The following is a 13,424-nucleotide window of genomic DNA, read 5'->3' as shown; positions in this document are numbered from 1 at the left end:
GCGGCTCTCGGCGAGCCGCTCCCCCGGGTTCGTCAGGAGAGGGTCACTCCCCGCGGACCTTCTTCACGATCTCCTCGGCCACGTTCCGGGGAACCTCGGAGTAGTTCGAGAACTGCATCGAGTAGACCGCACGGCCCTGCGTCTTCGACCGGAGGTCGCCGACGTAGCCGAACATCTCCGACAGCGGGACGGTCGCCTTGACGAGCTTGGCCCCGCTGACGTCCTCCATGGACTCGATCTGCCCACGGCGGGAGTTCAGGTCGCCGATGACGTCGCCCATGTAGTCCGCGGGCGTACGCACCTCGACGGCCATGACGGGCTCGAGCAGGACCGGGTCCGCCCGCTTGACGGCCTCCTTGAGGACCATCGAGCCGGCGATCTTGAAGGCCATCTCGGAGGAGTCGACGTCGTGCGCCGCACCGTCCAGGAGGCTGGCCTTGATGCCCACCAGCGGGTAGCCCGCCACGACACCGAGCTGCATGGCGTCCTGGATGCCGGCGTCCACCGAGGGGATGTACTCGCGCGGCACGCGACCACCGGTGACCTTGTTCTCGAACTCGTAGAACTCCCCGTCGGAGGTGTCCAGCGGCTCGATGGTGACCTGGACCTTCGCGTACTGCCCGGACCCACCCGTCTGCTTCTTGTGGGTGTAGTCCATCTTCTCGACCGCGCGGCGGATGGTCTCGCGGTAGGCGACCTGCGGCTTGCCGACGTTCGCCTCGACCTTGAACTCGCGCTTCATGCGGTCGACGAGGATGTCGAGGTGGAGCTCGCCCATCCCCTTGATGATGGTCTGACCGGTCTCCTGGTCGAGCTCGACCTGGAAGGTGGGGTCCTCCTCGGCCAGGCGCTGGATCGCGGTGCCCAGCTTCTCCTGGTCGCCCTTCGTCTTGGGCTCGATGGCCACGGAGATGACGGGCTCGGGGAAGGTCATCGACTCGAGGACGACCTGCTGCGCCGGGTCGGACAGCGTGTCGCCGGTCGTGGTCTCCTTCAGGCCGATCATCGCGTAGATGTGGCCCGCACGCGCCTCGTCGACCGGGTTCTCCTTGTTGGAGTGCATCTGGAAGAGCTTCCCGATGCGCTCCTTCTTGCCCTTGGTCGAGTTCACGACCTGCGAGCCGGCGGCGATGCGCCCGGAGTACACGCGCACGTAGGTGAGCTTGCCGAAGAACGGGTGCGCCGCGATCTTGAAGGCGAGGGCCGAGAACGGCTCCTCGACCTCCGGCTTGCGGACGATCTCGACCGACTCGTCGCCGACCTTGTGACCCACCATGGGCTTGACGTCCAGCGGCGAGGGCAGGTAGTCGAGCACCGCGTCGAGCATGGGCTGCACGCCCTTGTTCTTGAACGCGGAGCCGCAGAAGACCGGGTAGACCTCGCTGTTGATCGTCAGCTGCCGGACGGCGGCCTTGATCTCCTCGGGGGTGAGGTCCTCACCACCGAGGTACTTCTCCAGCAGGGCCTCGTCGGTCTCCGCGACGCGCTCGACGAGCTTCTGGCGGTACTCGTCGGCCTGCGCCTGCAGCTCCGCCGGGATCGGCCCCTTCTCGTACGCCTCGCCCTTGGCCGCGTCCGCGCTCCAGGTCAGGGAACGCATGTAGACCAGGTCGATGACGCCCTGGAAGTCGTTCTCCGCGCCGATCGGGATCTGCATGACCAGGGGCTCGGCGCCCAGGCGGTCGGTGATCGTCTTCACGGTGAAGAAGAAGTCGGCACCGAGCTTGTCCATCTTGTTGACGAAGCAGATGCGGGGGACGTCGTACTTGTCCGCCTGCCGCCACACCGTCTCGGACTGGGGCTCGACGCCCTCCTTGCCGTCGAAGACGGCGACCGCACCGTCCAGGACGCGCAGCGACCGCTCGACCTCGACCGTGAAGTCGACGTGGCCGGGCGTGTCGATGATGTTGATCTGGGTGCCTTCCCAGAAGCAGGTGGTGGCGGCGGAGGTGATGGTGATCCCCCGCTCCTGCTCCTGCTCCATCCAGTCCATCGTGGCCGCGCCGTCGTGGACCTCACCGATCTTGTAGTTGATCCCCGTGTAGAAGAGGATCCGCTCGGTGGTCGTGGTCTTGCCGGCGTCGATGTGGGCCATGATGCCGATGTTGCGGACCTTGGTGAGGTCCGTCAGCACGTCCTGTGCCACGGTTTACTGCCTCTTCCCTGGGATCGAGGGGGTGAGTCGGCGAGGAACCGCTGGGATCACCAGCGGTAGTGCGCGAAGGCCCGGTTCGACTCGGCCATCTTGTGGGTGTCCTCGCGGCGCTTCACCGCGGCACCGAGGCCGTTCGAGGCGTCGAGGATCTCGTTGAGCAGGCGCTCGGTCATCGTCTTCTCGCGGCGCTGCCGGGCGTACCCGACCAGCCAGCGCAGGGCCAGCGTGGTGGAGCGGCTGGGGCGCACCTCGATCGGGACCTGGTAGGTCGAGCCGCCGACGCGGCGCGAACGCACTTCGAGGGCTGGCTTGACGTTGTCCAGCGCGCGCTTGAGGACGACGACGGGGTCGCCGCCGGTCTTGTCACGGGCACCCTCGAGGGCGCCGTAGACGATCGACTCCGCGACGGACTTCTTGCCGTCCAGGAGGATCTTGTTGACGAGCTGCGTCACCAGCGGGGACTGGTAGACGGGGTCCACCACGAGGGGACGCTTGGGTGCGGGGCCCTTGCGCGGCATCAGCTCTTCTCCTTCTTCGCGCCGTAGCGGCTGCGCGCCTGCTTGCGGTTCTTCACGCCCTGCGTGTCGAGCGAACCGCGGACGATCTTGTAGCGGACACCGGGGAGGTCCTTCACCCGGCCGCCGCGGACCAGGACCATCGAGTGCTCCTGGAGGTTGTGCCCGACACCGGGGATGTAGGCGGTCACCTCGATGCCGCTCGTGAGCTTCACGCGCGCCACCTTGCGCAGCGCGGAGTTCGGCTTCTTCGGGGTGGTCGTGTACACGCGCGTGCACACGCCACGGCGCTGCGGGCTGCCCTTGAGGGCGGGCGTCTTGGTCTTGACGACCTTGTCCTCCCGGCCCTTGCGGACCAGCTGCTGGATGGTGGGCACCCTGTCTCCGTCTGTCGATCTCGTTCGTCGGCTGTACTGCTCGGGACGCGCTGCTCGTCGTGAGCCGGCGCTCGACCCGCCGCCGACCCACGAGGTCGGGCGTGTCGTTCGGTGAGGGCCCGAGCCGGTGACGTCCTGTCACCTGATCGCAGGCACGCTCGTGTCAAGCGCACACGAGCCTACCCGCCGCAAAACAGGGGGTCAAAACGAGCCCCCCGCGGGGTGCCGCCCCGCTCCCCCGCCGGTGGCGGGCGAGCGGGGCGGCACGGTGGCGTCAGCGGTAGTCGCTGCTGCCGTAGTCGAACTCCTCCAGCGGCACGGCCTGGCCGGAGCCCACGCCGAACTGCGCGTAGTCGACCTCGTCGTAGCCCGGCACCGAGTACATCTGCGCCTTGGCCTCCTCGGTCGGCTCCACCCGGACGTTGCGGTAGCGGGGCAGCCCCGTGCCGGCCGGGATGAGCTTGCCGATGATGACGTTCTCCTTGAGGCCCAGGAGCGGGTCGCTCTTGCCCTCCATGGCGGCGTTGGTCAGCACCCGCGTCGTCTCCTGGAAGGAGGCCGCCGACAGCCACGAGTCCGTCGCGAGCGACGCCTTCGTGATGCCCATCAGCTCCGGGCGGCCGGAGGACGGCTGGCCGCCCTCCGCCATGACCCGGCGGTTCTCCTCCTCGAAGCGCGCGCGCTCCACCAGCTCACCGGGCAGCAGCTCGGAGCCGTTCTGCTCGATGATCGTCACCCGCTTGAGCATCTGGCGGACGATGACCTCGATGTGCTTGTCGTGGATCGACACGCCCTGGGAGCGGTAGACCTCCTGCACCTCGTCGACCAGGTGCATCTGCACCCGGCGCGGGCCGAGGATGCGCAGGATCTGCTTGGGGTCGACCGCGCCCTGGACGAGCTTCTGCCCGACCTCGACGTGGGAGCCGTCCTCCACCAGCAGGCGCTGGCGGCGGGTGACCGGGTACGCGACCTCCTCGCCACCGTCGTCGGGGACGACGACGATGGAGCGGCCCTTGTCGGTGTCGTCCACGCGCACGCGGCCGGCCGACTCGGTGATCGGGGCGTTGCCCTTGGGGGTGCGCGCCTCGAACAGCTCGACCACGCGCGGCAGGCCGTGCGTGATGTCGCCGGACTCCGAGGCGGCACCACCGGTGTGGAAGGTGCGCATGGTCAGCTGCGTGCCGGGCTCACCGATCGACTGGGCCGCGACGATGCCGACGGCCTCGCCGATGTCGACGAGCTTGCCGCTGGCCAGCGAGCGGCCGTAGCAGCGGGCGCAGGTGCCGACCCGGGACTCGCAGGTGAGCACCGAGCGGACCTTCACCGACTCCACGCCGCGACCGACCAGCTCGTCGATGACGACGTCGCCGAGGTCCGCGCCGGCAGCCAGGGCCACCTCGCCGTCCACCAGGACGTCGGTGGCGAGGGTGCGGGCGTACACGCTGGTCTCGACGTCGTCGTGACGCCGCAGCGAGCCGTCGGTGTTGCGCTCCGCGATCGGCATCTCCAGGCCGCGGCGGGTGCCGCAGTCCTCCTCGCGCACGATGACGTCCTGGGAGACGTCGACGAGGCGACGGGTGAGGTAGCCGGAGTCGGCGGTGCGCAGCGCGGTGTCGGCCAGACCCTTGCGGGCACCGTGCGTGGTGATGAAGAACTCACCCACGGTCAGGCCCTCGCGGAACGAGGCCTTGACCGGGCGGGGGATGATCTCGCCCTTCGGGTTCGCCATCAGGCCGCGCATGCCGGCGAGCTGACGCATCTGCATCCAGTTGCCTCGCGCACCCGAGCTCACCATGCGGTGGATCGTGTTGTGCGTCGGCATCGCCTGCTCGAGGTCCTTGGCGACGTCGTTCGTGGCCTGGGTCCAGATCTCGATGAGCTCCTGACGGCGCTCGTCGTCGGTGATCAGACCGCGCTCGTACTGCTGCTGGACCTTCTCGGCCTTGGCCTCGTAGGTCTCGAGGATCGCCTGCTTGTTCGGCGGGGTGATCACGTCGGAGATCGCAACGGTGGTGCCCGAGCGGGTGGCCCAGTGGAAGCCGGCCTCCTTCAGGGCGTCCAGCGTCGCCGCCACCTGGACCTTCGGGTAGCGCTCGGCGAGGTCGTTGACGATGGCCGACAGGCGCTTCTTGTCCACGACCGCGTTGACGTACTCGTAGTCCACCGGCAGCGCCTCGTTGAACAGCGCGCGACCCAGGGTGGTGTCGACGACGAGGTCGTCGCCGGGCTGCCAGCCCTCGGGCAGCGCCATGTCCGGCGTGGGCACGACACCCGACAGACGGATCCTGACCTTGGCGTTCAGGTTCATCTGCTTGGCGTCGAAGGCCATGATCGCCTCGGCCAGCGAGGAGAACTGCCGCCCCACGCCGTCGACGTCGTCCCGGTCGGCGGTGAGGTGGTAGATGCCGATGATCATGTCCTGGGTGGGCATGGTCACCGGACGGCCGTCCGCCGGCTTGAGGATGTTGTTGCTGGAGAGCATGAGGATGCGGGCCTCGGCCTGCGCCTCCGCGCTCAGCGGCACGTGCACGGCCATCTGGTCGCCGTCGAAGTCCGCGTTGAAGGCGGTGCAGACGAGCGGGTGGATCTGGATGGCCTTGCCCTCGACCAGCTGGGGCTCGAAGGCCTGGATGCCGAGGCGGTGCAGCGTGGGCGCGCGGTTGAGCAGCACCGGGTGCTCGGTGATGACCTCGGACAGGACGTCCCAGACCACCGGGCGGGCGCGCTCGACCATGCGCTTGGCCGACTTGATGTTCTGCGCGTGCGAGAGGTCCACGAGCCGCTTCATGACGAAGGGCTTGAACAGCTCCAGCGCCATCTGCTTGGGCAGGCCGCACTGGTGCAGCTTCAGCTGCGGGCCGACGACGATGACCGAGCGGCCCGAGTAGTCCACGCGCTTGCCGAGCAGGTTCTGGCGGAACCGGCCCTGCTTGCCCTTGAGCATGTCGGACAGCGACTTCAGCGGGCGGTTGCCCGGGCCCGTCACCGGCCGGCCGCGGCGGCCGTTGTCGAACAGCGCGTCGACGGCCTCCTGCAGCATCCGCTTCTCGTTGTTCACGATGATCTCGGGGGCCCCGAGGTCGAGCAGGCGCTTGAGCCGGTTGTTGCGGTTGATGACGCGGCGGTACAGGTCGTTCAGGTCGCTGGTGGCGAAGCGGCCACCGTCGAGCTGCACCATCGGCCGCAGGTCCGGCGGGATGACCGGGACGCAGTCCAGGACCATGCCCTCGGGCGAGTTGCGGGTGGTGAGGAACGCGGAGACGACCTTCAGGCGCTTGAGCGCACGCGTCTTGCGCTGCCCCTTGCCCGTGGCGATCGTCTCGCGCAGCGACTCGGCCTCGGCCTCCAGGTCGAAGCTCTGCAGGCGCTTCTGCAGCGCCGCAGCACCCATGCCGCCCTCGAAGTACATGCCGAAGCGCTCGCGCATGGAGCGGTAGAGCACCTCGTCACCCTCGAGGTCCTGCACCTTGAGGTTGCGGAAGCGGTCCCAGACCGCGGTCAGGCGGTCGATCTCGGCGTCGGCGCGACGGCGGATCTGCGCCATCTCGCGCTCGGCCGACTCGCGCACCTTGCGGCGCACGTCGGACTTGGCCCCCTCGGCCTCGAGCTCGGCGAGGTCGGTCTCCAGGGTCTTGGCGCGGGCGTCCACGTCGGCGTCGCGACGGTTCTCCACTTCGCGCTTCTCGACCTCGATCTGGGCCTCGAGCGAGGAGTGGTCGCGCTGGCGCGCCTCCTCGTCGACCCACGTGATCATGTAGGCGGCGAAGTAGATGACCTTCTCGAGGTCCTTGGGCGCCAGGTCCAGCAGGTAGCCCAGGCGGCTCGGGACGCCCTTGAAGTACCAGATGTGCGTGACGGGCGCGGCCAGCTCGATGTGGCCCATCCGCTCACGACGCACCTTGGCGCGCGTGACCTCCACGCCGCAGCGCTCGCAGATGATGCCCTTGAAGCGGACGCGCTTGTACTTGCCGCAGTAGCACTCCCAGTCCCGGGTGGGGCCGAAGATCTTCTCGCAGAAGAGCCCGTCCTTCTCCGGCTTCAGGGTGCGGTAGTTGATGGTCTCCGGCTTCTTGACCTCACCGTGCGACCACGTGCGGATGTCGTCCGCGGTGGCCAGCCCGATGCGCAGCTCGTCGAAGAAGTTGACGTCGAGCAACGTGATCTTCTTTCTGTCGTTTCCTGAGGTCTGACTGATCCGTGGGACTCAGCGGTCCCGTTGGCCGGCGGTGGCGGGCCGGGGACGCTCCCCCGGCCCGCACCCGTCAGACCTCTTCGACGCTGCTCGGCTCGCGCCGAGCCAGGTCGATGCCCAGCTCCTCGGCCGCCCGGAAGACGTCCTCGTCGCTGTCGCGCATCTCGATGGCCATGCCGTCGGAGGAGAGCACCTCCACGTTCAGGCAGAGCGACTGCATCTCCTTGATGAGCACCTTGAAGGACTCGGGGATGCCGGGCTCGGGGATGTTCTCGCCCTTGACGATCGCCTCGTAGACCTTCACGCGCCCGAGGACGTCGTCGGACTTGATGGTCAGGAGCTCCTGCAGGGCGTAGGCGGCGCCGTAGGCCTCCAGGGCCCAGACCTCCATCTCGCCGAAGCGCTGACCGCCGAACTGCGCCTTGCCACCCAGCGGCTGCTGCGTGATCATGGAGTACGGGCCGGTCGAGCGGGCGTGGATCTTGTCGTCCACCAGGTGGTGCAGCTTCAGGATGTACATGTAGCCGACCGAGACCGGGTCCGGGAACGGCTCCCCGGAGCGGCCGTCGAACAGGCGCGCCTTGCCGTCGCCCTGCACGAGGCGGTCGCCGTCGCGGGTGAGGGTCGTCGAGCTGAGCAGCCCGGTGATCTCCTCCTCGCGCGCACCGTCGAAGACCGGCGAGGCGATGCGCGAGCCGGCGGGGGCCTCGCGGATCTCCTCCGGGATGAGCTTCGCCCAGTCCGGCTCGCCCTCGATCTGCCAGCCGCGCGAGGCGATCCAGCCCAGGTGCAGCTCCAGCACCTGACCGACGTTCATGCGGCTGGGGACGCCGAGCGGGTTGAGGATGACGTCGACCGGGGTGCCGTCCTCGAGGAACGGCATGTCCTCCACGGGCAGGATCTTCGAGATGACGCCCTTGTTGCCGTGACGGCCGGCGAGCTTGTCACCATCGGTGATCTTGCGCTTGTTCGCGACGTAGACGCGCACCAGCTGGTTCACGCCCGGGGGCAGCTCGTCGCCCTCGTCGCGGTCGAAGACCTTCACGCCGATGACCGTGCCGGTCTCGCCGTGGGGCACCTTCAGGGAGGTGTCGCGCACCTCGCGGGCCTTCTCGCCGAAGATGGCGCGCAGCAGGCGCTCCTCCGGGGTCAGCTCCGTCTCGCCCTTGGGCGTGACCTTGCCGACCAGCAGGTCGCCGTCGCGGACCTCGGCGCCGATGCGGATGATGCCGCGCTCGTCGAGGTCGGCGAGCACGTCCTCCGCGACGTTGGGGATGTCGCGGGTGATCTCCTCCGGCCCCAGCTTGGTGTCGCGGGCGTCGACCTCGTGCTCCTCGATGTGGATCGAGGACAGGACGTCGTCCTGCACGAGGCGCTGCGACAGGATGATCGCGTCCTCGTAGTTGTGGCCCTCCCACGGCATGAACGCCACGAGCAGGTTGCGGCCCAGCGCCATCTCGCCGCCGTCGGTCGACGGGCCGTCGGCCAGCACGGTGCCGACCTCGACGCGGTCGCCCTCGCCGATGACGACGCGCTGGTTGTACGCGGTGCCGTGGTTCGAGCGGCGGAACTTGGCCACCCGGTAGGTGGTCGTGGTGCCGTCGTCGTTGCTGACGGTCACCGCGTCCGCGGACACCTCGGTGGCCACGCCGGCCTTGTCGGCCACGACCACGTCACCGGCGTCGACGGCGGCGCGGAACTCCATGCCGGTGCCGACCAGCGGGGCCTCGGTCTTGACCAGCGGCACCGCCTGACGCTGCATGTTGGAGCCCATGAGCGCGCGGTTGGCGTCGTCGTGCTCCAGGAACGGGATCATGGCGGTCGCGACGGAGACCATCTGCCGCGCCGCGACGTCCATGTAGTCGACCTCGGCACGCGGGACGAACTCGGTCTCGCCGCCCTTGGCGCGCACCAGCACGCGGGCCTCGGCGAAGGTGGAGTCCGGGTTCAGCGGGGCGTTCGCCTGCGCGATGACGAAGGCGTCCTCCTCGTCGGCCGTCAGGTACTCGACCTCGTCGGAGACGACACCGTCGACGATCTTGCGGTACGGCGTTTCGATGAAGCCGAACGGGTTGATGCGCCCGTACGACGACAGCGAGCCGATCAGGCCGATGTTCGGGCCCTCGGGGGTCTCGATCGGGCACATGCGGCCGTAGTGCGACGGGTGGACGTCGCGGACCTCCATGCCGGCGCGGTCGCGGGCCAGACCGCCGGGGCCCAGCGCCGACAGGCGGCGCTTGTGGGTCAGGCCGGCCAGCGGGTTGGTCTGGTCCATGAACTGCGACAGCTGGCTCGTCCCGAAGAACTCCTTGATGGAGGCCACGACGGGACGGATGTTGATGAGCGTCTGGGGCGTGATCGCCTCGACGTCCTGCGTCGTCATGCGCTCGCGCACCACGCGCTCCATCCGCGACAGGCCCGTGCGGACCTGGTTCTGGATGAGCTCGCCGACGCTGCGCAGGCGGCGGTTGCCGAAGTGGTCGATGTCGTCGACCTCGACGCGGACGTCGACCGGCTGGCCGTTCTTGACGCCCGGCATGGCGGTCTCGCCGGCGTGCAGGCGCACCAGGAACTTGATCGTGCGGACGATGTCCTCGACGGAGAGCACGCTGCTGCTCAGCGGCTCGTCCATGCCCAGCTTCTTGTTCACCTTGTAGCGGCCGACCTTCGCGAGGTCGTAGCGCTTGGGGTTGAAGTAGAGGTTGTCGAGGAGGTTGCGCGCGGCCTCCTGCGTCGGCGGCTCGCCCGGGCGCAGCTTGCGGTAGATGTCCAGCAGGGCGTCCTCGACGCCGGCGGTGTGGTCCTTCTCCAGCGTGGCGATCATCGGCTCGTAGTCCGCGAACTCCTCGCGGATCTGCGACTCGCTCCAGCCGAGGGCCTTGAGCAGCACGGTGACCGACTGCTTGCGCTTGCGGTCGATGCGCACGCCGACGGTGTCGCGCTTGTCGATCTCGAACTCGAGCCACGCACCGCGCGAGGGGATGACCTTGGCGGTCCAGGTGTCGCGGTCGGAGGTCTTGTCCGGCACGCGCTCGAAGTAGACGCCCGGGGAGCGGACCAGCTGGGAGACGACGACGCGCTCGGTGCCGTTGATCACGAAGGTGCCGCGGTCGGTCATGAGCGGGAAGTCGCCCATGAAGACCGTCTGGCTCTTGATCTCACCGGTGTTGCCGTTGATGAACTCCGCGGTGACGAACAGCGGAGCGGCGTAGGTGAGGTCGCGCTCCTTGCAGTCGTCCAGGGAGTACTTGGGGGGCTCGAAGCGGTGGTCGCGGAACGACAGCGACATGGAGCCGGAGAAGTCCTCGATCGGCGAGATCTCCTCGAAGATCTCCTCCAGGCCCGAGGTCATCGGCACGTCCAGGCCACCCTCGCGGGAGGCGGCGACGCGGTCCTGCCAGCGCTTGTTGCCGAGCAGCCAGTCGAAGCTGTCGGTCTGCAGCGCCAGGAGGTCGGGGACCTCAAGGGGTTCGCGGATCTTGCCGAAGGAGTACCGTCCGGAGACGGTCAGAGCAGAGCTGTTGCCTGGTGCGGACGCTGTGCGCGAGGCGGCCAAGAGGGGTCCTTCCACGGGCCTGCGAACGTGACACGCGCTGACCTGCCCCGCTCGGTCGTCCCACTGGTCGACGACCGGCCATATGACTGAAGGCAGCGCAAAACATCAAGGTACCCCGTGAAGGCACGACTGTCCACCCCCCTGCGGGGGCCCAGTCGACGCCTGCGCTCGGGCCCGGGCGACGTCGGTGTCGGGCGGACCGGAACGTGATGACAACCGCTGACGAGGATGGTCCCCCGCCGCCTCCGCGTCAAGGCGATCCGACCGGCTGTGGAGGGCGTGTCGCGGAGCGGGTGCCCCGGCGCGAGGGGTCGCCCGGCCGGCGTGACGCTGCACGGGCGCCGAACGCACGAGGGGCGGCCGGACGCGTGTCCGGCCGCCCCTCGCGGCGGTGTCCCGGGCCCGTGAGGGCCCGGGAGGGGGTCACTTGAGGGTGACGGTGGCGCCGGCGCCCTCGAGGGCGGCCTTGGCCTTGTCAGCGGCCTCCTTGTTGACCTTCTCGAGGACGGGCTTGGGGGCGCCGTCGACGAGGTCCTTGGCCTCCTTGAGGCCCAGGGAGGTCAGCGCGCGGACCTCCTTGATGACGCCGATCTTCTTGTCGCCGGCGGACTCGAGGATGACGTCGAACTCGGACTGCTCCTCAGCGGCCTCGGCGGGGGCGCCGCCGGCCGGGCCACCGGCGGCCACGGCCACGGGGGCCGCCGCGGTGACGTCGAAGGTCTCCTCGAACTTCTTCACGAAGTCGGAGAGCTCGATGAGGGTGAGCTCCTTGAACGCGTCGAGCAGCTCGTCGGTGCTGAGCTTCGCCATGGTGGCGGTCCTTCCTGTGTCTGGGGTGGTTCCGCGGTCGGCCCGCGGAGCGGGGTCGCGCTGGGCGGTGCTCAGGCGTCGGCGGTCTCGGCCTCGGGGGCCTCGACCGGCGCGGGCGAGCCCGCAGCCTGCTTCTCCCGCAGCGCTTCCACGGTGCGGACGGTCTTCGACAGCGGCGCCTGGAACAGGGCCGCGGCCTTGGCCTGGGACGCCTTGAGGACGCCCGCGACCTTCGCGAGGAGCACCTCGCGGGACTCGAGGTCGGCGAGGGCGGTGACGTCGGCCGCGCTGATCGCGCGCCCTTCGAGCAGTCCGCCCTTGACGATGAGCTGGGGGTTCGCCCTGGCGAAGTCACGCAGGCCCTTGGCCGCCTCGACCGGGTCACCGGAGACGAAGGCGATCGCGGAGGGGCCGACGAGCTGCCCTTCGAAGGCCGTGACACCGGCCTCCTTCGCCGCGATGGTGGCGAGCGTGTTCTTCAGGACCGCGTAGGTCGTGTCAGGACCCAGCGACCGGCGCAGCTGCGTGAGCTGCGAGACGGTCAACCCCCGGTACTCGGTGAGCACCGCGGCGGTGGACTCGTTGAACAGCGTCGTGATCTCCTTCACGGCCGCTGCCTTGTCTGCCCGTGCCATGTGTGCCCTCCTTCCGTGGTCTCGGGGAGCCGGCCGGCCCTGAACGCGAGAAACGCCCCGGCGCAGGAGCGCGGGGCGTCGGGCCGGGCCCTCGTCGGGCCCGAGCTGAAGCACGTGCACACCTGCGCAGGTCGTCCGCGAGCGGGACCTTCTGCCACCCCTCCGTGCGGAGCGGGCGGCGACCGGCGGTCTTCGGTACCCGTCAAGCGTACACGCCGCGCGGGGCTGCCCGGACCACGGAGCGTCCTCCACGGTGCGCCCGGCCCCGGACGCGCCGCGGGGGCGGGGTCCGCTCGGACCCCGCCCCCGCGGGCGGTGCGCTGGTGCTGCCGGGCGCCTCAGGCGGAGGCGGTCTCCTCGCTCAGGACGCGGGTGACCGCCGGGTCCACGGGGATGCCGGGGCCCATCGTGGTGGTCACGGTGGCCTTCTTGAGGTAGCGGCCCTTCGAGGAGGACGGCTTCAGCCGCAGGACCTCGTCCAGGGCGGCGGCGTAGTTCTCGACCAGCTGCGCGTCGCTGAAGGACGCCTTGCCGATCACGAAGTGCAGGTTGGCGTGCTTGTCCGTGCGGAACTCGATCTTGCCGCCCTTGATCTCCGTGACGGCCTTCGCGACGTCCATGGTGACCGTGCCGGTCTTCGGGTTCGGCATCAGGCCGCGCGGGCCCAGCACCTTGCCCAGACGGCCGACCTTGCCCATCAGGTCCGGGGTCGCCACCGCGGCGTCGAAGTCGAGGCGGCCCTTGGCCACCTCGTCGATGAGCTCGTCACCACCGACGATGTCGGCACCGGCGGCCTCGGCCTGAGCGGCCCGCTCACCCACGGCGAACACCAGGACGCGGGCGGTCTTGCCCGTGCCGTGCGGCAGGTTGACGGTGCCGCGGACCATCTGGTCCGCCTTGCGCGGGTCCACGCCGAGGCGGAAGGCCACCTCGACCGTGGCGTCGTACTTGGTGGTCGACGTCTCGCGGGCCAGCTTCACGGCCTCGGCGGGGGCGTACAGGGTGTCCGCGTCGATCTTCTCGACGGCGGCGCGGTAGGCCTTGCTGCGCTTCACTGCTGCTCCTCTTGATCGGTTGAGGGTCGTGGTCGACGGGCCGCGCGCGGCCCTGCCCCTGCGGTGGGGGGGGCGCGGGGGGGGGGGGCGGGGCCGGCGGGGGGGCGCGGGGGCGGAGGGACGGCACGC

General features: G+C 69.5%; 8 protein-coding genes. All 8 read right to left on the bottom strand.

All coding sequences use genetic code 11. The features are described from left to right. Window positions 1–43 precede the first annotated feature (43 nt). Window positions 44–2,146 (bottom strand): elongation factor G, encoded by a 2,103-nt coding sequence (gene fusA, locus ACRYR9_RS13700; RefSeq protein ID WP_432496522.1) that lies wholly within the window; start codon window positions 2,144–2,146, stop codon window positions 44–46. A gap of 56 nt (window positions 2,147–2,202) precedes the next feature. Further along, complete coding sequence (gene rpsG / locus ACRYR9_RS13695; RefSeq protein WP_432483624.1) at window positions 2,203–2,673, bottom strand: 30S ribosomal protein S7; 471 nt, start codon at window positions 2,671–2,673, stop codon at window positions 2,203–2,205. After that, the gene (gene rpsL, locus ACRYR9_RS13690) at window positions 2,673–3,047 is read right to left on the bottom strand and encodes a 30S ribosomal protein S12 (protein ID WP_012084987.1); all 375 of its coding nucleotides are present in this window, start codon (window positions 3,045–3,047) and stop codon (window positions 2,673–2,675) included. Before rpsL ends, rpsG begins: the two co-directional genes overlap by 1 nt. 274 nt (window positions 3,048–3,321) lie before the next feature. After that, window positions 3,322–7,203 carry a DNA-directed RNA polymerase subunit beta' gene (locus ACRYR9_RS13685; RefSeq protein ID WP_432496525.1) on the bottom strand — a complete coding sequence of 1,294 codons (3,882 nt, stop codon included), beginning with the start codon at window positions 7,201–7,203 and terminating at the stop codon, window positions 3,322–3,324. Between the two features lie 106 nt (window positions 7,204–7,309). Further along, window positions 7,310–10,795 (bottom strand): DNA-directed RNA polymerase subunit beta, encoded by a 3,486-nt coding sequence (rpoB, locus tag ACRYR9_RS13680; protein ID WP_432496535.1) that lies wholly within the window; start codon window positions 10,793–10,795, stop codon window positions 7,310–7,312. A gap of 423 nt (window positions 10,796–11,218) precedes the next feature. Further along, a complete protein-coding gene (gene rplL / locus ACRYR9_RS13675; RefSeq protein ID WP_432496527.1) occupies window positions 11,219–11,605 on the bottom strand; it encodes a 50S ribosomal protein L7/L12 in 387 nt (128 codons plus the stop codon). A gap of 71 nt (window positions 11,606–11,676) precedes the next feature. Beyond that, window positions 11,677–12,240 (bottom strand): 50S ribosomal protein L10, encoded by a 564-nt coding sequence (gene rplJ / locus ACRYR9_RS13670; RefSeq protein ID WP_432496529.1) that lies wholly within the window; start codon window positions 12,238–12,240, stop codon window positions 11,677–11,679. Between the two features lie 338 nt (window positions 12,241–12,578). Next, window positions 12,579–13,295, bottom strand: coding sequence for a 50S ribosomal protein L1 (gene rplA / locus ACRYR9_RS13665; RefSeq protein ID WP_432496531.1), 717 nt, complete (start codon window positions 13,293–13,295; stop codon window positions 12,579–12,581). Between the last annotated feature and the right edge of the window lie 129 nt (window positions 13,296–13,424).

This window comes from Kineococcus auxinigenes, assembly GCF_050871525.1.
Lineage (GTDB): Bacteria > Actinomycetota > Actinomycetes > Actinomycetales > Kineococcaceae > Kineococcus.
The sequence above is the reverse complement of the archived record's forward strand: the minus strand, read 5'-3'. Positions and strand labels throughout refer to the sequence as shown.

Bases quoted from the DNA above. Each gene is read 5' to 3' on its own strand.
- rplL (WP_432496527.1), bottom strand. From the start codon at position 11,605: ATGGCGAAGCTCAGCACCGACGAGCTGCTCGACGCGTTCAAGGAGCTC.
- rplJ (WP_432496529.1), bottom strand. From the start codon at position 12,240: ATGGCACGGGCAGACAAGGCAGCGGCCGTGAAGGAGATCACGACGCTG.
- rpsG (WP_432483624.1), bottom strand. From the start codon at position 2,673: ATGCCGCGCAAGGGCCCCGCACCCAAGCGTCCCCTCGTGGTGGACCCC.